Raw genomic sequence first — 19453 nt, 5'->3', positions numbered from 1 at the left:
GGTCATGTCAGGTCTTGGTGCGGAACTTGTGGATCGCGATCGGGGCCATCACCGCGGTGAGCCCCACCGACCAGGCGAGGGTCAGCCACACCCCGTGGGCGACCGGGCCGCCCACCATCAGTCCGCGGGCCGCGTCGGCCAGTGCGGAGAGCGGGTTGTAGTCGGTGAAGTTCTGCAGCCAGCCCGGCATCGACTGGGTGGGCGCGAAGATCGACGAGCCGAACTGCAGCGGCATCAGCACCAGGAAGCCCATGGCCTGCACGGACTGCGCGCTCTTCATGGTCACGCCGAGGGTGATGAAAACCCACATCAGGGCCGAGCCGAACACCGCGGAGAGCCCGATCGCGGCGAACATGCCGCCCCAGCGGTGGATGTCGAAGCCGACGAGGACGCCGACGACCATCAGGACGGCCGCCGCCACCAGCATGCGCATGATCTCGACCGCGATCTTGGCGATCAGTACCGAGCCGCGTCCGATCGGCAGCGAGCGGAACCGGTCCATGACACCGGTGTTGAAGTCCGTGTTGAAGCCGGTGCCCACTCCCTGGGCCATGTTCATGCCCATCATGGCGAGCAGACCGGGCACCACGTACTGCACGTACGCGTGCTGGCCGCCGCCGAGCGACTGCCCGATCGAGCCGCCGAAGACGTACACGAACAGCAGGGTGAAGATCACCGGGAAGAGGATGGCGTCGAACATCGACTCCGGGTCCTGGCGGATCCACAGCAGGTTGCGGCGGATCAGCGCGCCGGTGTGGCGCAGATGGTTGCGCAGCGGGATACGGGCGTCCGCCGTGGGGCCGGCGGAGTTCACGGTGACGGCGCTCATACGGCGACCTCCTCGCGGTCGGGGGCGGGCGTGGGGTCCTGCGGGGCACTGGCGCGGTGGCCGGTGAGGGAGAGGAACACCTCGTCGAGACTGGGCAGTTCGGTGGTGATCGAGCCGATCGTGAGACCGCGGGCGCTCACCGCGCCCACCACGGCGGTCAGTTGCTCGTCGCTGAGGATGGGCACCAGGACCGTGCCGCTCTCCGGGTCGACGGTGGTGGTGGCCAGTCCGGTGATGCCCAGCTCGTCCAACGCGTTCGCCAGTGGGCGCAGTTGGAGCGGATCGGCCGGACGGACGCGGAGCGCGCGACCGCCGACCTTGGCCTTCAGGTCGTCGATGGCGCCGCTCGCGATGACCTTGCCGCTGTCCACCACGGTCAGCTCGGAGGCGAGCGCCTCGGCCTCCTCCATGTACTGGGTGGTGAGCAGTACGGTCACGCCGCCGCCGACCATGGACTTCACCTCGGTCCACACCTCGTTGCGGGTGCGCGGGTCGAGACCGGTGGTCGGCTCGTCGAGGAACAGCACCTGGGGGTGCCCGATCATCGAGGCGGCGAGGTCGAGCCGGCGCCGCATACCGCCGGAGTAGGTGCTCGCGGGCCGCTTGGCCGCCTCCGTCAGCGAGAACCGTTCCAGCAGTTCGTCGGCGCGGGCGCGGGCGTCCTTGCGGGACAGGTCGAGCAGCCGCCCGATCATGTAGAGGTTCTCCCAGCCGGGGAGCTTCTCGTCGACGGAGGCGTACTGGCCGGTGAGGCCTATCACCCGGCGCAGCTGGCGGGGCTGTCGTACGACGTCGTAGCCGGCGACGGTGGCGTGGCCGGAGTCGGGGACGATGAGGGTGGAGAGGATGCGGACGAGGGTGGTCTTACCGGCTCCGTTCGGCCCGAGCACACCCATGACGGTGCCCTCGCGCACGTCCAGGTCGACGCCGTCCAGCGCCTTGGTCTCGCCGTAGTGCTTGACCAGCCCCCGCACGGTCACGGCCGTGCCGCCGGGATTCTTGTCGATTCGCGTCATGCCGATGACGGTGCCAGAGCCGACCGACAAAGCACCGACAGATTACCGACAGGCCACCGATAGGCCGTCGATATACGGCGACAGCTCCCGACAACTCACCGACATATCGCTGAGATGGAGGGGGTGGGGAGCCGGAAAGGGGGCAGCCCGCCGACGGGGGAAGATCGGCGGGCTGCCTTCGTACCGCGGTGGCTCGGATGGGCGGGCCGGTCAGTGGACCGCGTGCTCCTCAAGGGGGAACGTTCCGCCGACCACGTCCTCGGCGAACGCCTTCGCCGCGTCGCCCATGACCTGGCGCAGATCGGCGTACTGCTTGACGAACTTCGGCACCCGGCCGCCGGTCAGCCCGAGCATGTCGGTCCACACCAGCACCTGCGCGTCGGTCTCCGCGCCCGCGCCGATCCCGACCGTGGGGATGTGCAGCACGCTCGTCACCTCGGCCGCCAGCTCCGCCGGGACCAGTTCGAGGACGACCGCGAACGCGCCCGCGTCCTGGACCGCCTTCGCGTCGCGCAGCAGCTGCTGGGCCGCCTCCTCGCCGCGCCCCTGCACCCGGTAGCCCATCGCGTGGACGGACTGGGGGGTCAGGCCGATGTGCGCCATGACCGGGATGCCGGACTCCACCAGCAGCTCGATCTGGCGGTGCGAACGCTCGCCGCCCTCCAGCTTCACCGCCCCGACACCGGCCTCCTTCACCAGTCGGGTCGCCGAGCGCAGCGCCTGCACCGGGCCTTCCTGGTAGGAGCCGAAGGGCAGGTCGCCGACGATCAGGGCACGGCTGGTGCCGCGTACGACGGCGGCGGAGAGCATGGTCATCTGGTCCAGCGTGACGGGCACGGTCGTCTCGTACCCGAGGTGGCAGTTGCCCGCCGAGTCGCCGACGAGCATGACCGGGATGCCGGCCTCGTCGAAGACGGAGGCGGTCATCGCGTCGTAGGCGGTGAGCATGGGCCACTTCTCGCCGCGTTCCTTGGCGAGGCCGATGTCGCGAACGGTGATGCGGCGAGTGCCCTTGCCCCCGTACAGCGCCTTGCTGCCGTCGGAGGAACTGTTCCGCACAGTCTGGGCAGCCGAAAGCTGCGTCATTGCAACGGCTCCTTCAGTCATCTCGAAGCACCCTCACGGTGTCTCCGGATCGCTTCCATGGTGGCACCTCGGCTCGGGGAGGGCCAGAGGGCCCCCTGTGAGATCCACCCTGTGTAAGGTCTCGGTAAAGGATTTCCGATACGAGACGGTCTCGTATCGGAAGTCGCCTAGGCTTGGAGCCATGACTACTCCTGCCGTTCCTGCCTCCCGGATACCGGAAGCGGTGCATCGGCGCCGCTGGGGGATCCTCGCGGTCCTGATGCTCAGCCTGCTGATCGTGGTGCTCGACAACTCGATCCTGAACGTCGCCATCAAGACGATCTCCACCCCGGCGCCGACCGGACTCGGCGCCACCCAGAGCGAGTTGGAGTGGGCGATCAACGCCTACACCCTCGTCTTCGCCGGACTGCTCTTCACGGCCGGCCTCCTCGGTGACCGGCTCGGCCGCAAGAAGGTGCTGCTCGGCGGTCTGGTGGTGTTCGGCCTCGGCTCGGCCCTCGCCGCCTCCTCCGGTTCGCCCGGCCAGCTGATCACGTTCCGCGCCCTGATGGGTCTCGGTGCCGCCTTCGTCATGCCGGCCACCCTCGCCGTCCTCATGAACGTCTTCGAGCGCGACGAGCAGCCGAAGGCCATCGGCATCTGGGCCGGCGGCGTCGGCCTCGCCATCGCCATCGGACCGATCACCGGCGGTGTGCTGCTCGCCCACTTCTGGTGGGGTTCGGTCTTCCTCATCAACGTGCCGATCGTCATCCTCGCGCTCGGCCTGATGCTCTGGCTCGTGCCCGACTCGCGCGACCCCAGCCCGGGCCGGCTCGACCCGGTCGGCGTGGTGCTCTCCGTCGTCGGCCTCGTCCTGCTCGTCTACGGCATCATCAAGGGCGGCCAGCTCGCCGACTTCACCGACCCGCAGGTGCTCGCCACCATCGGTGCCGGCCTCGCCGTACTCGTCGGCTTCGTGGTGTTCGAGAAGCGCAGCGACCACCCCTCCATCGACGTCACCTACTTCGAGAACAAGGTGTTCTCGGCCGCGATCTGCGCCATCGCGCTGGTCTTCTTCGCGCTGATGGGCGTCACCTTCTTCTCCGTCTTCTACACCCAGAGCGTGCGCGGCTACTCGCCGCTCCAGACCGGTCTGCTGATGCTGCCGCTGGCCGCCGCCCAGATGATCTTCTCGCCGCGCGCCCGGCTCGTCGTCCAGCGGTTCGGCAACAAGGCGACGACCACCGCCGGCATGCTGCTGATCGCCGCGATGCTCGCCGCGTTCGCCACGCTGGAGGCGGACACCCCGATCTGGCTCCTCGAGGTCATCTTCTTCCTCATGGGCACCGGCATGGCGCACATCATGACGCCGACCAGCGTCGTCATCATGCAGGCCCTGCCGCGTGAGAAGGCCGGCTCCGCCTCCGCGCTCAGCAACACCTTCCGCCAGGTCGGCGGCGCGCTCGGCATCGCCGTCCTCGGCTCGGTCCTCTCGACGGCGTACCGCAACGGCATCGAGGGCAAGCTCGGCATGCTGCCGCCCGCCCTGCGCTCCACGGCGGGCGAGTCCATCGAGGCCACGCTGGGTGTCGCCGCGAAGCTCGGCGGGAAGGGACAGGTGCTGGTCGGCTCGGCCAACGACTCGTTCCTGCACGCGATGCACGTCACCGCCCTCTGCGGGGCCGGTGTCGCGCTGGTCGGCGCGGTGGTCGTGGCCCTGTTCCTGCCCGGCAGGCCGCCGGCCGCCCAAGTGGACGACAAGGAGCAGGAGTTGGTCGTCGCGGGGGAGTAGCGACAATGATCCGGGACAGTGAAGGGACGGAGTGAAGTGAGCCTTGCCGGCAACCGGACGCAGCCGGACGGCCCCGCCAGGGGACGCCCGCGCAGTGAGGCCGTCGAACGCGCCATCACCGAGGGCGTGATGAGACTCCTGGACGAGGGCGTACCGCTCGCCGAACTCTCCATCGAGCGCATCGCCCGCACCGCCGGGGTCGGCAAGGCCACCATCTACCGCCGCTGGAACGGCAAGGAGGAACTCTTCGTCGACGTCGTCCGCGCCGCCGAGCCGCCGGACCCCGAACTCCCCGGCACCTCGATGCGCGACGACCTCGTCGCCCTGGTGGAACAGCAGCGCCAACGCGGCCTCGCCACCCGCTCGTCGGTGCTCCTGCACAACGTCTACGTGCAGATGAAGAGCAGCCCGAAGGTCTGGGCCGCCTACCACGCGGCCGTCATCGAACCCCGGCGCCGGGTGATGATGGCCGTCCTGCGCAGGGGCCAGGCCAACGGCGAACTCCGCACCGACCTCGACGTGGAGCTGATGAACGACATGGTCGTCGGGCCGATGCTGGTGCGCTCCCTCCTGCGCTCCCAGGCCGACCTCCCCGAGGGTCTCGCGGAGCGACTCGTCGACGCGGTGCTGGCCGGTCTACGGCCCGTCAGTTCGCGGTAGTGATGTGCGTGTTTCGTCACAGAGGGCGGCCCCGGACCGGTACTCCGGAACTCCGGACGCCGGGTTCTTCGTCCTCGTGCCCGTACGGCCGTCATGGCACGGCGGGAACGGAACGGATCATCCCCTAGGGTCGTAGGCGCGGGGACGATGGTGTGCACGGCAGGTAGTGAGGCAACGTATGGCGCAGCAGGCGTATGTGACGGAGACGGACGACGGCGGCTCGGGGGACGAGCAGCGGGGGTCCCGGCTCCGGCGCCTGTGGGACCGGCTGTCGAAGGGCTGGCGCGGCGACCCGCGCATCTGGCGCCGGGGCCTGGTCCTCGCCGCCGTCGCCCTGCTGCTCGCGCTGGTCATGCTGTTGCACTCGCGCATCCCGAACGCCATCGGAAACCTCGGCAGCCTCACCGAGACCTTCCTGCCGTGGCTGGGCATCCTGGTGCCGGTGCTGCTGGTCCTCGGCTTCGTACGGAAGTCGGCGTCCGCCCTCATCGCGGTCCTGCTGCCGGCCGTCGTCTGGCTGAACCTCTTCGGCGGGCTGCTCTCCGACAAGACCGCCGCCGGCGGCGACTTCACGGTGGTCACGCACAACGTCAACGCCGACAACCCCGACCCGGTCGGTACGGCCCGTGACGTGGCCGCGTCCGGCGCGGACGTGGTCGCCCTGGAGGAGCTGACGGCGGCGGCGGTCCCGACGTACGAGAAGACGCTGGTGTCGACGTACCGGTACCACTCGGTGCAGGGCACGGTCGGGCTGTGGAGCAAGTACCCGCTGAGCGGTGTCCGGGCCGTCGACATCAAACTCGGCTGGACGCGCGCCATGCGCGCCGCCGTGGCCACGCCGCACGGACAGGTCGCGGTGTACGTCGCCCACCTGCCGTCGGTCCGGGTGAAGATCGAGGCCGGGTTCACCGCCCGGCAGCGCGACAAGAGCGCCGACGCGCTCGGCGAGGCGATCGCCGCAGAGAAGATCAGCCGGAAGATCCTCCTCGGCGACCTCAACGGCACGATGAACGACCGCTCCCTCAACGCCGTCACCTCCCAGCTGCGCTCCACCCAGGGCGCGGCCGGCGACGGCTTCGGGTTCAGCTGGCCCGCGGCGTTCCCGATGGCCCGGATCGACCAGATCATGGTGCAGGGGGTCAAGCCGGTGACGTCGTGGACCTTGCCGAGGACGGGCAGCGACCATCTGCCGGTGGCCGCGCGGGTGCGGATCACCACCGGATCCTGACGCGCCGGAATACTTCGCCCGGCAGACTTTGTTCCGTAGATGAACATAATGACCGCGGAACTCTGCTCTCGAAAGGCACAGGCACCCTCATGCCCCTGGCCCTGCTCGCCCTCGCCGTGGGCGCCTTCGGCATCGGAACCACCGAATTCGTGATGATGGGGCTGCTGCCCGACGTCGCGGACGACCTCGGCGTCTCGATCCCCAGCGCCGGACACCTGGTCTCGGCCTACGCGCTCGGCGTCGTCATCGGCGCCCCGCTGCTCGCCGCCGTCACCGCCCGGTTGTCCCGCCGCTCGGTGCTCATCGGCCTGATGGGCCTCTTCGTCGCCGGCAACACGCTCTCCGCGTTCGCCCCCGACTACGACTACCTCCTCGCCGCCCGCTTCCTCAGCGGCCTCCCGCACGGCGCCTTCTTCGGCGTCGGCGCGGTCGTCGCGACCACGACGGCCGCCCCCGGGCGCAAGGCCCGCTCGGTGTCGCTGATGTTCCTCGGCCTCACCGTGGCCAACATCGCGGGCGTGCCCGCCGCCACGCTGATCGGCCAGCACCTCGGCTGGCGGGCCGCGTTCCTCGGCGTCAGCGTGATCGGCCTGGTGGCGATCGCCTCGCTCGCCCTGCTCGTCCCGCGCGACCGGCAGCACGCCCCGGCCGTCGGACTCCGCGGCGAACTGGCCGCACTGCGGTCCCTGCCGGTGTGGCTGGCGCTGGGCACCACCGTCGCCGGCTTCGGTGCGCTGTTCGCCGCGTACAGCTACATCACACCGATGCTCACCGACACCGCCGGGTACGCCGCCGGCAGCGTGACTCTGCTGCTCGCGCTCTTCGGCGTGGGCGCGACGGCCGGCAACCTGCTCGGCGGCCGGCTCGCCGACCACTCGATGCGGGGCACGCTCTTCGGCGGCCTGGCCGCCCTGGTGGCCGTCCTCGCCCTCTTCCCGCTCCTGCTGCGCGCCGAGTGGAGCGCGGCGCTCGCGGTGTTCCTGCTCGGCATGGCCGCGTTCGCCACCGGCTCGCCGCTTCAGCTGATGGTGATGGAGAAGGCGGCGGCGGCCCCGTCGCTGGCCTCCTCCGCCAACCAGGCCGCGTTCAACCTGGCCAACGCTGGGGGCGCGTGGATCGGCGGGCTGGCGTTGGCGGCGGGCTTCGGCGTGACCTCGCCGGCGCTCACCGGAGCGGCGCTGGCCGTGCTGGGTCTCGGGGTCGCCGCCACCGCGTACGCCGTGGACCGCCGCCGGGCCGTGCCCGCCGCGCGGGGCGCCCGGGAGCGGCTGGTCGCCTCCCACGTTCCCGAGCGCCCGGAGGCGTTGCGCCACTGAGCCGCACGACGGAAGGCCACTGAGCCCGTACGACGACGAAGGGGCGCCCGGGGCACCGGGCGCCCCTTCGGCATGCGGGCCGGGTGGCTGTTCTCGGCCGGGGGGCCGGACCGCCGGGGTGGGCGGGTCAGGGGCGCGGCTCCGGGGGGTCGAAGCGGGCGAGCTCCGTCAGCCAGGCGCGTGCCGAGCTGTCGGACGGGGCCCGCCAGTCGCCGCGCGGCGAGAGCGAACCGCCGGCCGACACCTTCGGGCCGTTCGGCATGGCCGAGCGCTTGAACTGCGCGAACGCGAAGAAGCGCCGGCAGAAGACCTCCAGCCACCGCCGGATCTCCGGCAGGTCGTAGGCCGTGCGTTTGGCCTCGGGGAAGTTGGGCGGCCAGGCACCGGCCTCCTGGTCGTGCCAGGCGTGCCAGGCCAGGAAGGCGATCTTCGAGGGCCGGAACCCGTACCGCAGCACCTGGAAGAGCGTGAAGTCGTGCAGCGCGTACGGGCCGATCTTCGACTCGGTGGACTGCATCTCCTCGCCCGGGACCAGCTCGGGGCTGATCTCGGTGTCGAGGATCGCCGCGAGGGTCCGGTCGGTCTCCTCGTCGAACCGGCCGCTGCCGATCACCCAGCGGATCAGGTGCTGCATCAGGGTCTTCGGCACCCCGGAGTTGACGTTGTAGTGGCTCATCTGGTCGCCCACGCCGTACGTGGACCAGCCGAGCGCCAGCTCCGACAGGTCACCGGTCCCCAGCACGATGCCGCCGCGCTGGTTGGCGAGCCGGAACAGGTAGTCGGTGCGCAGCCCGGCCTGCACGTTCTCGAACGTGACGTCGTACACTGGCTCGCCGGCGGCGAACGGATGGCCCAGTTCCGCCAGCATCAGCCGGGCGGTCGGCGTGATGTCCAGCTCGGACGCGGTCACGCCGAGGGCCCGCATCAGCCGGTGCGCGTTGTCCTTGGTGTGGTCGCTGGTCGCGAACCCGGGCAGCGTGAAGGCGAGGATGTCGCTGCGCGGGCGTCCCGCGCGGTCCATCGCGTTGGCGGCGACGATCAGCGCGTGCGTGGAGTCGAGACCGCCCGACACCCCGATGACCACCTTCGGGTCGCCGATCGAGGCGAGCCGCTGCTGCAACCCCGCGACCTGGATGTTGTAGGCCTCGTAGCAGTCCAGGGCGAGCCGCTCGGGGTCCGCGGGCACGAACGGGAAGCGCTCCACACGGCGCCGCAGACCCAGGTCGCCGGTCGGCGGGTCGAGCCGGAACGGCACCGTCCGGAAGTCGGCGGTACGGGCGGCGTGGGTGCGGCGGTTGTCGCCGAAGGTGCCCATCCGCTGCCGCTCCTGCCGGAGCAGGTCGAGGTCGACGTCGGCGACGGCGAACCGGTCCTGGAGCGGGAAGCGCTCGGACTCGGCGAGCAGCATCCCGTTCTCGTAGATCATGGTCTGGCCGTCCCAGGACAGGTCGGTGGTCGACTCGCCCGGGCCGGCCGCCGCGTAGACGTAGGCGGCGAGGCAGCGCGAGGAGGCCGAGCGGCACAGGAGCGCGCGGTCCTCGGCCCGGCCGACGGTGATCGGGCTGCCGGAGAGGTTGGCCAGGACGGTCGCGCCCGCCAGGGCGGCCTCGGCGCTCGGCGGCACCGGCACCCACATGTCCTCGCAGATCTCCGTGTGCAGCACCAGACCGGGCACGTCGTCCGCCGCGAAGAGCAGGTTGACGCCGAAGGGGACCGGCTCGGGCTCACCGGCGAGCCTGATGGTGCCGGTGCGCTCGTCGTCGCCCGGCGCGATCTGCCGGCGCTCGTAGAACTCCCGGTAGTTCGGGGGGTACGACTTGGGTACGACGCCGAGGACCCGGCCGCGGTGCACGATCACCGCGCAGTTGTGGATCCGGTCGCGGTGGCGCAGCGGGGCGCCCACGACGAGGACCGGCAGCAGGTCGGCCGACCCGGTCACCACCGTCCGCAGCGCCACCTCGACCTGGTCGAGGAGGGCGTCCTGGAGCAGCAGGTCCTCGATCGAGTAGCCGCAGAGCGTCAGCTCCGGGAAGACCGCGACGGCGACGCCCTGTTCGGAGCAGGCGCGCGCCTGGCGCAGTACCGCCTCCGCGTTGGCGGGCGGGTCCGCGATGACGGTGTGGCCCGTGCAGGCGGCGACGCGCGCGAAGCCGTGCTGGTACAGCGAGCGGAAGTTCAGTTCAGGCACGCCGCCAGTCTAATCGTCAGAGCGACGCGATGGGGTGACGCGAGGTGTGGTGCACCCCACGCCACCCCATCGACAGGTGACCTGTACCGCTACCGGCTCAGTGGCGGCGGTACGACTGCACGTAGCCGTTCGCGGGCGTACCCACGCCGGTGACGTCGTCGTAGCCCTTCACCGCGGACAGCGAGCTGTCCTTGCCGAGGCTGCGGACCGAGGTCAGCAGGCCGTCGGTGGCGTCGGTGCCGTTGGCGAAGTCCACGCGGGCCACCGCCAGGCCGGAGCCCGTCGGGTTGTCGGTCACGTCGTGGTAGGCCTTCGACCCGTACTTGGCGTAGATCGACGGGTTGGCGAAACCGATCGCCTTGCCGCCGCGCGCCTCCTGGGCCAGCGCCTGGACGGCCGCGATCACCGGGGAGGCGAGCGAGGTGCCGCCGATCCGGTACTCGCTGTACTGCTGCGATCCGTCCGGGAAGGTCTGCGTCTGGCCGACCTTGAAACCGGTGTTGGGGTCGGCGATCGCCGAGATGTCCGGGACGACCCGGTTGCCGGCCGCGCTGTTGAGCTTGGCGAGCGAGTTCGGGACGACACCCTTCTGGTAGAAGGGCTCCGCCACGGTCTTGCTGGTGCCGCCGCCCGCGCCCGAGGTGAAGGCGCCGGGGAAGCTCGTCCAGCTCTTGCCGTCGGTCGACAGCGACGCCTTCTGGGTGCCCCAGCCGGTCTCCCACAGGTACTTGTCGCCCTTGCCGACCGCCAGCGAGGTACCGCCGACCGCCGTCACCCACGCCGAGTTGGCCGGGGTGTCGACCTGCTTCGTCTTCGTGTTGGCGACCTCGTCGCCGTTGTCGCCGGAGGAGAAGTAGAAGCCGATGCCCTCGACCGCGCCGAACTGGAAGACCTGGTCGTAGGCGGCCGCGAGGTCGGGGGTCTGGTTGGCCTCGATGTCGCCCCACGAGTTGGAGACGATGTCGGCGAGGTGGCTGTCGACCACCTTGCTGAGCGAGTCCAGCAGGTCGTCGTCGTAGCAGGAGGCCGCGCCGACGTAGGTGATGTTCGCGTCCGGCGCGACCGCGTGCACGGCCTCGACGTCGAGGGTCTCCTCGCCGTACCAGCCGGCCGCGCCGCACTCCTCGGTCTTGGTGTACTGCGCGGGCAGCGCCTGCTTGAGCTGGCTGGTGCTGTACTTGGCGTCGCCGTGGTTCTTGGCGTACGTGGCGGCGTCGTAGGCGATGGTCGGCGAGGCGTACGCGTCGGTGATCGCGACCCGCACCCCCTTGCCGGTGTAGCTGCCCGCGCCGTAGGCGGCACGCAGCTGCTTGCCGGTGTAGCCCTTGATCGCGTACGGGATCTTCTTGCCGTAGGCGGACGGCAGCGTGGTCGCGGTGTTGGAGCCGAAGTACGAGGAGAACGGCCCGGAGTTGTTGAACACGGCGTCCGGCGGCGGCAGCGTGTCGTCGTGGCTCGCCGTGTGCGGCGCGTTGTCCAGACCGGTCACGGTCAGGACGGCACCGTTCAGGCTGTCCGGCGCGGAGGCCGTCTTCGCCGGGGCGCGATAGGTCTTGGTGCCCTTGGCGTAGTTGTGCAGCGAGGTGGCGAACGCCTTCTCGGCCGCGGCCACGTCACCGGTGACGGTGACGTAGTGCTGCGTGCTGCCGGTGATCCTCAGCCCGGCGGACTTCAGCCAGGACGTGACGGCGGCCACCTGGGCGGCCGTGGCGCCGAAGCGCTGCTGCACCTGCTTGGCGCTCAGGTACTTGCCGTACAGGGCCGAGTTCGGGTCGGAGACGGCCTTGGCGTACGCCGCGAGGCCGCTGGCGTCCCGGCCGGCGTAGTAGACCCGGGCGGTGACCTGGGAGCTGTCGGCGGTCGCTCCCTTGTCCGCCTTGGCCGTGGCCCACGCGGGCTTGGTGCCCGCGAGCGTGTCCCGGCCCGGGTTGTCCGCGGCGTGCGCCGCGGGTATGCCGAGCGCCAGGGCGCCGGCGATCATGGGCAGTGTCGCTGCCATGCTCACGCCGGCGCGCATGGTGGCGCGATTGGATCTCATGAAACCCCCTGCTATGCGGTTCGACGCACTGAGTGGTCGGTGGTCGGCGATCCGCACGGAACCTGCGGCGGGAAGGGCCGTGAATGGATCACACGATGGTGGCCACTCTTTCGATGAACCGTTCATGCCAGGGGCACGCGAAAGTCAAGAGAAACCCAAGGAACGTTCAGGAAGGGCGAATTGCGGCTTTCGTTATTGCGCCGTGTTACGAACGCGCTTTCGCGCCACGCTCCTTGAGCAGATCCGCCATGACCTTCAGCTCCGAACGCTGCGCGTCGACCATGCCCCGCGCGAGCCGTTTCTCCACCCCCACCCGGCACTTGGCGACACAGTCCTCGGCCATGTGGATGCCGCCTCTGTGGTGGTCCGTCATGAGCTGGAGGTAGAACACCTCGGCGGCCTGGCCGTTCAGGGCGCCCAGCTTCCTCATTTCCGCGTCGGTCGCCATGCCGGGCATCAGGGCCCCGTCCTTGCCCGAGGCCATGTCCCCCATGCCCATCCAGGTCATCGGCGGGTCCGCCGACACCTTCGGCAGCCCCCACAGATCCAGCCAACCGAGCATCATCCCGCGCTGGTTGGCCTGCGTCTGCGCGATGTCGTAGGCGAGTCGGCGCACTTCGGGATCCTTCGTGCGATCACGCACCAGGTACGACATCTCGACCGCCTGCTGGTGATGGACCGACATGTCCCGCGCGAACCCGGCGTCCGCCGAACTCGCCGCCGGGACACCGGAGTTGGCCGACCCGTCGTCCTGCGCGACCGCGTAGGTGATCGCCCCGGCGGCCACCACGGCCACGGTCGCGGCGCCCGCGACCCAGCCGGCGTACGCCCTCACGTCACATCGCCCCGCCGGTGCACGAGGCACCCGGCTCCGGCGTCTGGCTGCCCTGCACGAACTTCGCGAAGAACGTGTTCACGGCCGGGTCGGCGGCGCTCCGCACGGTGCGCTGGTGACCCCACGCCGAGAGCATGATCGGGTCCTTCTGGTTCGGGTAGGGGCTCATCAGGGAGTACGGGGTCTGCTTCACCTTCGCCGCGAGCGCCTTGACGTCGTCGGCCGGCGCCTTCGCGTTGTACGTCACCCAGACCGCGCCGTGCTCCAGCGCGTGCACGGCGTTCTCGTCCTTCACTGCCTTGGTGTAGACGTCGCCGTTGCAGTTCAGCCACACCGGGTTGTGGTCGCCGCCCACCGGCGGGTGCATCGGGTAGCTCAGGGTGCCGGTGACATGGTTGCGCGCCAGCGTGCCCTTCCAGGTCCGCACCCCGTCCGCGCCGGTGACGAAGTGGCCGGAACCGCTCTTGGAGTCGCTCGCCGTACTGTGTTTGCCGTCCGACCGGGAGTCGACGAGCACGAACCCGCCGACGACGAGACCGGCCACGACCACCACGGCGGCCGTGACCATGAGCACCCGGTTCCGGCGCTCACGGGCCTGCTCGGCGCGCCGCATCTCCTCTATGCGCGCCTTGCGCGCCGCGTTGCTGCTGTTCTTGGCGGAGCCCATGGGATGTGTGTCCTTCTGGGGGAGGAGGGGGCGCTTCGGGGGGAGGAGGCCGGCGAGAAGGGCCGGGCGGGCCGGGGGTGATCGGGTCAGCTGATCGTAATAGGGTCCGGGGCCCGCTCCCAGCCGAGTCACAGGAAAGGCCGAAACCGGCAGGTACCGGCCCCTCCGGGAGTGCCGTACCGGATAAATTGAATCCGGAATGCGCATTATCTAGGCTGCCGGTATGCGACTGCTGCGCTCCACCGACCTCGCGCTGCGCGTGCTGATGCGGCTCGCGGTGGCGGGCGAGGCCACACCCACCACCCGTGACGTCGCCGCCGCCATGCAGGTGCCCTACACCCACGCCGCCAAGGTGGTCGCCGAACTGAGGCACCAGGGCCTGCTCGACGCCCGGCGCGGCCGGGGCGGCGGTCTCGCTCTCACCGAGAAGGGGCGTACGGCGTCGGTGGGCGCCCTCGTGCGGGCCTTCGAGGGCGGCGGCGACGTCGTCGACTGCGAGGGCGTCGTCCCCTGCCCCCTGCACTCCGCGTGCCGACTGCGCGGTGCCCTGCGCCGGGCCCAGGAGGCGTTCTTCGGCTCCCTGGACCCGCTGACCGTGGCGGACCTCGCCGCCGCCCCCACCGGACCGCTGCTGCTCGGGCTGCCCGGGGTGCGCTAGACCCCGGTCCGGGAGAGCCAGAGGTCCGGTCCGAACACCTCGTAGTGGACGGCGGCCGGTGCCACCCCCTTGGCGATCAGCTGGGCGCGCACCGACCGCATGAAGGGCAGCGGGCCGCACAGGTACGCGCGCGTGCCCTCCGCCACCGGGACCCCGGAGAGGTCGACCAGTCCGCTCCGGCCGGCGGCGGGGGCGTCCTGCTCGTACCAGAAGTGCACGTCCGCGTCCGGGAGTTGGGCCGCGTACCCCTCGTGGTCGGCGCGCAGGGCGTGGTCGGCGGGGGAGCGGTCGCCGTGCACGACGGTGACCGGGCCGGTGTGCCCGCGCTCCGCGAGCCGCGCCAGCATCGCGATCATCGGGGTCACCCCGATCCCGGCGGAGGCCAGCAGCAGCGGGGCGCGGTCGGTGTCGTCGAGCGCGAGATCGCCGTACGGCTCGGAGAGTTCCAGGACGTCGCCCACCCGCACGCGCGCGTGCAGGTGGTTCGAGACCTCGCCCTCCGGCGCCGCGCCGTCGCGGCGCACCGACTTGACGCTGATCCGCCGGATCCGTCCGCCGGGCGCGCCGGAGAGGCTGTACTGGCGTATCTGGCGTGCCCCGTCCGGGAGGTGGACGCGCACCGAGACGTACTGGCCGGCCCGGAAGCCGGCCACGTTCCCGTCGTCGGCCGGGCGCAGCCGCAGGCTGACCACGTCGGCGGTCTCGGTGTCCCGTCCGACGACCTCCCAGCGGCGCCAGGCGGGGCCGCCGCGCTCCTCGTACAGCCGCTTCTCGACCGCCACGAGCGCGTTCGCCATCAGCCAGTAGACCTCGTCCCAGGCGGCCGCGACCTCGGGCGTGACCGCCTCGCCGAGTACGTCGGCGATGGCCGCGAAGAGGTGCTCGTGGACGAGCCCGTACTGCTCCGGCGCGATCCCCAGGGAGGCGTGTTTGTGCGCGATGCGGGCCAGCATCGCGTCGGGCCGCGTCTCCGGGCTGTCGACGAGCTGGACGGCGAAGGCGGCGAACGCGCCCGCGAGGGCCCGGCGCTGGGTTCCGGCGGCCTGGTTCCCGCGGTTGAACAGATCGCGCAGCAGCTCCGGGCGGGCGGTGAACAGCCCGGCGTAGAAGCGCTCGGTGATCTCGTCGAGGGACGCGGCGACGGCGGGGAGGGTGGCGCGGACGGTGGCGGCGGACTGCTCGGAGAGCATCGGGACTCCTCGTGTTCGGCTGGAGCGCACGGTAGTTAAAGTTGCATCTGAGATGCAAATTCAATGCGTGAGAACGGGAGACCCGGCCCGGCCATGACGAATGCCCGTCCGAACAGGCAAGATGGCAGGGAGCGGTACACCCCGCCGTCCACCGCACGGTTCGGCTGCCGTACACGCGGCGTTCAGGCCGGGGTCGACTGCGCGATCAAGGTGCGCAACGCGCACGAAACGGTGTTGTGGTGGGATGCTCAGGTGCCCGGCCGCCTCCTGCGGTACGAGGGGCAGGCGGCCTGACCGGCAAGGATGGGGAAGCGGAAGATGGACAAGCAGCAGGAGTTCGTGCTCCGGACACTGGAGGAGCGCGACATCCGGTTCGTCCGGCTGTGGTTCACGGACGTGCTGGGCTTCCTCAAGTCCGTCGCCGTGGCGCCGGCCGAGCTGGAACAGGCCTTCGACGAGGGCATCGGCTTCGACGGCTCCGCGATCGAGGGCTTCGCCCGGGTCTACGAGTCCGACATGATCGCCAAGCCCGACCCCTCGACCTTCCAGGTCCTGCCCTGGCGCGCCGAGGCCCCCGGCACGGCCCGCATGTTCTGCGACATCCTGATGCCGGACGGCTCCCCGTCCTTCGCCGACCCGCGCTACGTCCTCAAGCGGGCCCTCGCCAAGACCTCGGACCTGGGCTTCACGTTCTACACCCACCCGGAGATCGAGTTCTTCCTGCTGAAGAACAAGCCTCTCGACGGCAGCCGCCCGACGCCCGCCGACAACTCCGGCTACTTCGACCACACCCCGCAGAACGTGGGCATGGACTTCCGCCGCCAGGCGATCACCATGCTGGAGTCGATGGGCATCTCGGTCGAGTTCTCCCACCACGAGGGCGCCCCCGGCCAGCAGGAGATCGACCTGCGCTACGCCGACGCGCTCTCCACGGCCGACAACATCATGACGTTCCGGCTGGTCATGAAGCAGGTGGCGCTGGAGCAGGGCGTGCAGGCGACGTTCATGCCGAAGCCGTTCTCCGAGCACCCCGGCTCCGGCATGCACACGCACCTCTCCCTCTTCGAGGGCGACCGCAACGCCTTCTACGAGTCCGGCTCGGAGTACCAGCTCTCCAAGGTCGGCCGCTCCTTCATCGCGGGCCTGCTCAAGCACGCGGCGGAGATCTCGGCCGTCACCAACCAGTGGGTCAACTCCTACAAGCGCATCTGGGGCGGCTCCGAGCGCACCGCGGGCGCCGGCGGCGAGGCCCCCTCGTACATCTGCTGGGGCCACAACAACCGCAGCGCCCTGGTCCGGGTTCCGATGTACAAGCCCGGCAAGACCGGCTCCGCGCGGGTCGAGGTCCGCTCCCTCGACTCCGGCACCAACCCGTACCTGGCCTACGCCCTTCTCCTCGCCGCCGGCCTCAAGGGCATCGAAGAGGGCTACGAACTCCCCCCGGGCGCCGAGGACGACGTCTGGGCCCTCTCCGACGCCGAGCGCCGCGCGATGGGTATCGAGCCCCTGCCGCAGAACCTCGGCGAGGCGCTGACCCTGATGCAGCGCAGCGACCTGGTCGCCGAGACGCTGGGCGAGCACGTCTTCGACTTCTTCCTCCGCAACAAGAAGTCGGAGTGGGAGGAGTACCGCAGCGAGGTCACCGCCTTCGAGCTGCGGAAGAACCTGCCGGTGCTGTAGGGCCGGGTCAGGGACGTGGCCACGCGAAGCGAGAACGGGCCCCGGTGAGGATCGTCCCCGCCCGGCCGGGCGACCTGCCCGAGCTGCTGGCGTTCCGGGCGGAGGCCGCGGGCTGGCTCTCCCGCCGGGGAACCGACCAGTGGCAGCTCCCGTATCCGGCGCACAGGCTGCTGAGGACCATCGAGGACGGCGTTGTCTTCCTGGTCCTGGACGGTTCGGTGACGGCGGCGACCATCACGGTGACGCCCGACGGAGAAGCGGGCCTCTGGACGGCGCAGGAGCTCTCCGAGCCCTCCCTGTACGTCAACAAGCTCTCCGTGGCGCGGACGCATGCCGGGCGGAACGTAGGTGGCCGGCTGCTCGACTGGGCCGGTGACCGCGCGCGTCGAGCCGGGGCCGAGTGGCTCCGGCTCGACGCGTGGACGACCAACGAGGGCTTGCAGGCGTACTACCTGCGCCAGGGCTTCCACCACGTCCGTACGGTCCTGGACGGGAAAGCGGTCAACAGGGGCCCCCGGGTGTCGGGTTGGCTGGCACAACGACCGGCACACCCGGCCGGCCACGGCTTCACGGACGAGACCTCGGAGCCGCGACGTCCCGATGCCGTCTAGGACGAGCGCCGCCCCGGCCCGGACCTCCTACGGGACGGGGTGTCCCTGCGGGGGCAGCGTTCCCGGCGTTCCCGGCGTTCCCCCTGAGTACCCCGGGGTTCCCGTGTTCCCGGCGGGGACGGCGGTCCGGCGGGGCGTCATCCGGCCGGCCAGCCACTCCAGGTTCTCCCACACGCGGGGCTCGCCGTACCGGCGCCGCTGCTCCTCGATCCAGGGCCGGTAGTTGTTCCAGACGGAGATGATGAGGCCGCCCCACGCCTCGTCGACGACCTCGCGGTCGAAGGCGTCCGTCTGCGCGCCGACGGCCAGGAAGTTGAACGTCGTGAGGTAGGCCGCGACCAGTTTCGTCGCCGGTTCGTCGCCCGACAGGGACAGAGCGACCAGGGCCGAGATGGCCTGGTGATCCCGCTCGTGCGGTATCCCCTCGTCGAACAGGGCCTTCCGCCGCTCCATGTTGGCCGTGAGGTACTCCATGGTCGCCTGCTTGCGACGCCTGTCGTGATCCTGGCCCGTACTGCGCGACAGCATGAGGAGCTGCCACGCCAGTGCGCCGAAGGCGACGACACTCACGAGCAGGGAGCCGAACGAAGCAATCAGGGACCACCGCTCATACGACGTCACGGCCGGACACTCTACGGACGATGCACAGCCGGCGGGGCTTTTTCCGGCATCGACGTCCACGACGTCCACGGACACGCGGCCGGGTCCCCGGCAGGCCGCTCCTCGGTAGGCGGGCCGCCTACCGTACGTACGCCGGGGAGACCGCCGCCCCACTGATCCTCCGGGCCCTTCCCGTGCCGTCCGAGGGGACCTCGTACAGGTCCGCCCCGTAGTCCCCGGGCAGGGCGTAGACGATGCTGCGGTCGTCCTTCCAGACCGCCTGGTCGTCCACGCTGCGGGGTTCGGCGAGCGGGGTTTCGCGCCCGGTGCGCAGGTCCAGGACGTAGAGGTGCCACGGGGCGTCCTTGGGCAGGCCCCGCACCCGTTTCTTGAAGGCGACGCGGGTGCCGTCCGGGGAGAGGGACGGGCACTCCACGTTCGGGTGCACCGTCGTCACGGTGCGGGCGCGCAGGTCGCCCCGGACCAGGTAGGTGCCGCCCTTCGTCGCCAGCGTCGCGTAGAACGTGCGGTCGTCCGCCGCGAACGTCACCCCCCAGAAGTTGACGTCCGCCGCGTGGTAGACGTGGCCGTCCTTGAGGACGCGGAACGACTCCAGGGTCGGGATCAGCTTCCCGGTCCTCGTGTCGACGATCGCCGTCCGGGTGGAGAAGTCCGTGCCGGCGTAGGAGTCGCCGCCCACGAACGCCGTCCACGCGGCGAAGCGCCCGCTCGGGGAGACCCGGGCGCGGGAGGGGATGCCGGGGACGGCGTAGTGGGACCGCTGCCCGAGGCGGGCGTCGAGGATCACGGCGCGGTAGGTGTCCGTGACCGGGCCGTGGATCGCCTGGAGACATACACCGGTGCCCGAACTGGCGTAGAAGCGAAGGCATTTGAGGCCCGAGGCGGTGCGTGGGCCGGCCGGGTCGGCGGCCGGGACCGTCGTCAGCTCGTCGCGGTGCGGGCCCCAGGCCAGGTTGCGGAAGACCAGGGTGCCGGGGGCGGTGAGGGTGAGGCGGCCCGCGACATCATCACCGCGGTCGGCGCCCACGAGGCGGCCGGCGCCCTGGCCTCCGAACCCTG

At 70.8% G+C, this 19453-nt stretch carries 17 protein-coding genes; 7 read left to right on the top strand and 10 right to left on the bottom strand.

Annotated elements, in window-relative coordinates:
• Nucleotides 1-7 precede the first annotated feature (7 nt).
• The 3 genes from ABZT12_RS03900 to panB form a co-directional block, all read right to left on the bottom strand.
• Entirely contained in the window at nt 8-829 is an 822-nt protein-coding gene (locus ABZT12_RS03900) for an ABC transporter permease (protein WP_356376806.1), read from the bottom strand.
• Nucleotides 826-1845, bottom strand: coding sequence for an ATP-binding cassette domain-containing protein (locus ABZT12_RS03895; RefSeq protein WP_356376803.1), 1020 nt, complete (start codon nt 1843-1845; stop codon nt 826-828). The genes ABZT12_RS03900 and ABZT12_RS03895 overlap by 4 nt, the downstream gene beginning before the upstream one ends.
• A gap of 210 nt (nt 1846-2055) precedes the next feature.
• Entirely contained in the window at nt 2056-2931 is an 876-nt protein-coding gene (gene panB / locus ABZT12_RS03890) for a 3-methyl-2-oxobutanoate hydroxymethyltransferase (protein WP_356376800.1), read from the bottom strand.
• Between the two features lie 181 nt (nt 2932-3112).
• On the opposite strand from panB, the gene ABZT12_RS03885 reads away from it, so the two are divergent.
• From ABZT12_RS03885 to ABZT12_RS03870, 4 genes are all read left to right on the top strand, one after another.
• Entirely contained in the window at nt 3113-4702 is a 1590-nt protein-coding gene (locus ABZT12_RS03885; RefSeq protein ID WP_356376798.1) for an MFS transporter, read from the top strand.
• 36 nt (nt 4703-4738) lie between these two features.
• Nucleotides 4739-5362, top strand: a complete 624-nt coding sequence (locus ABZT12_RS03880) for a TetR/AcrR family transcriptional regulator (protein WP_356376795.1) — start codon at nt 4739-4741, stop codon at nt 5360-5362.
• A gap of 178 nt (nt 5363-5540) precedes the next feature.
• Nucleotides 5541-6590 (top strand): endonuclease/exonuclease/phosphatase family protein, encoded by a 1050-nt coding sequence (locus ABZT12_RS03875; protein ID WP_356376793.1) that lies wholly within the window; start codon nt 5541-5543, stop codon nt 6588-6590.
• 89 nt (nt 6591-6679) lie between these two features.
• Nucleotides 6680-7906 carry an MFS transporter gene (locus ABZT12_RS03870; protein WP_356376791.1) on the top strand — a complete coding sequence of 409 codons (1227 nt, stop codon included), beginning with the start codon at nt 6680-6682 and terminating at the stop codon, nt 7904-7906.
• A 127-nt stretch (nt 7907-8033) separates the two neighbouring features.
• Here the strand turns inward: ABZT12_RS03870 and ABZT12_RS03865 are convergent, their stop codons facing one another.
• From ABZT12_RS03865 to ABZT12_RS03850, 4 genes are all read right to left on the bottom strand, one after another.
• On the bottom strand, nt 8034-10094 hold the full coding sequence (locus tag ABZT12_RS03865; RefSeq protein WP_356376789.1) for an NAD(+) synthase: 2061 nt from the start codon (nt 10092-10094) through the stop codon (nt 8034-8036).
• Nucleotides 10095-10191: 97 nt separating this feature from the next.
• Complete coding sequence (locus ABZT12_RS03860; RefSeq protein WP_356376787.1) at nt 10192-12132, bottom strand: S53 family peptidase; 1941 nt, start codon at nt 12130-12132, stop codon at nt 10192-10194.
• 205 nt (nt 12133-12337) lie between these two features.
• Nucleotides 12338-12967, bottom strand: coding sequence for a DUF305 domain-containing protein (locus ABZT12_RS03855; protein ID WP_356376783.1), 630 nt, complete (start codon nt 12965-12967; stop codon nt 12338-12340).
• Between the two features lies 1 nt (nt 12968).
• Complete coding sequence (locus ABZT12_RS03850; RefSeq protein WP_356376780.1) at nt 12969-13634, bottom strand: DUF3105 domain-containing protein; 666 nt, start codon at nt 13632-13634, stop codon at nt 12969-12971.
• A gap of 223 nt (nt 13635-13857) precedes the next feature.
• Here ABZT12_RS03850 and ABZT12_RS03845 point away from each other — a divergent pair, with 223 nt between their 5' ends.
• Nucleotides 13858-14292: an Rrf2 family transcriptional regulator gene (locus ABZT12_RS03845; RefSeq protein WP_356376777.1), complete on the top strand. Its 435-nt coding sequence runs from the start codon at nt 13858-13860 to the stop codon at nt 14290-14292.
• On the opposite strand, the gene ABZT12_RS03840 is transcribed toward ABZT12_RS03845, so the two are convergent.
• Entirely contained in the window at nt 14289-15482 is a 1194-nt protein-coding gene (locus tag ABZT12_RS03840; RefSeq protein ID WP_356376774.1) for a globin domain-containing protein, read from the bottom strand. The two genes, ABZT12_RS03845 and ABZT12_RS03840, sit on opposite strands and share 4 nt — an antisense overlap.
• A gap of 318 nt (nt 15483-15800) precedes the next feature.
• Between ABZT12_RS03840 and glnA the strand changes: the two genes are divergently transcribed.
• Together glnA and ABZT12_RS03830 are read left to right on the top strand one after the other, a co-directional pair.
• Nucleotides 15801-17162, top strand: coding sequence for a type I glutamate--ammonia ligase (gene glnA / locus ABZT12_RS03835; RefSeq protein ID WP_356376771.1), 1362 nt, complete (start codon nt 15801-15803; stop codon nt 17160-17162).
• Between the two features lie 44 nt (nt 17163-17206).
• Entirely contained in the window at nt 17207-17773 is a 567-nt protein-coding gene (locus ABZT12_RS03830) for a GNAT family N-acetyltransferase (RefSeq protein WP_356376768.1), read from the top strand.
• Nucleotides 17774-17800: 27 nt separating this feature from the next.
• On the opposite strand, the gene ABZT12_RS03825 is transcribed toward ABZT12_RS03830, so the two are convergent.
• Together ABZT12_RS03825 and ABZT12_RS03820 are read right to left on the bottom strand one after the other, a co-directional pair.
• Complete coding sequence (locus ABZT12_RS03825) at nt 17801-18394, bottom strand: DUF4760 domain-containing protein (RefSeq protein WP_356376765.1); 594 nt, start codon at nt 18392-18394, stop codon at nt 17801-17803.
• A 118-nt stretch (nt 18395-18512) separates the two neighbouring features.
• Nucleotides 18513-19453 (bottom strand): TolB-like translocation protein (locus ABZT12_RS03820; protein ID WP_356376762.1); only part of this gene is annotated, 941 nt, incomplete at its 5' end.

The organism is Streptomyces sp. NPDC005423 (assembly GCF_040606415.1).
Taxonomy (GTDB): Bacteria; Actinomycetota; Actinomycetes; order Streptomycetales; family Streptomycetaceae; genus Streptomyces.
This window is presented reverse-complemented; position numbering and strand designations above follow the sequence as displayed.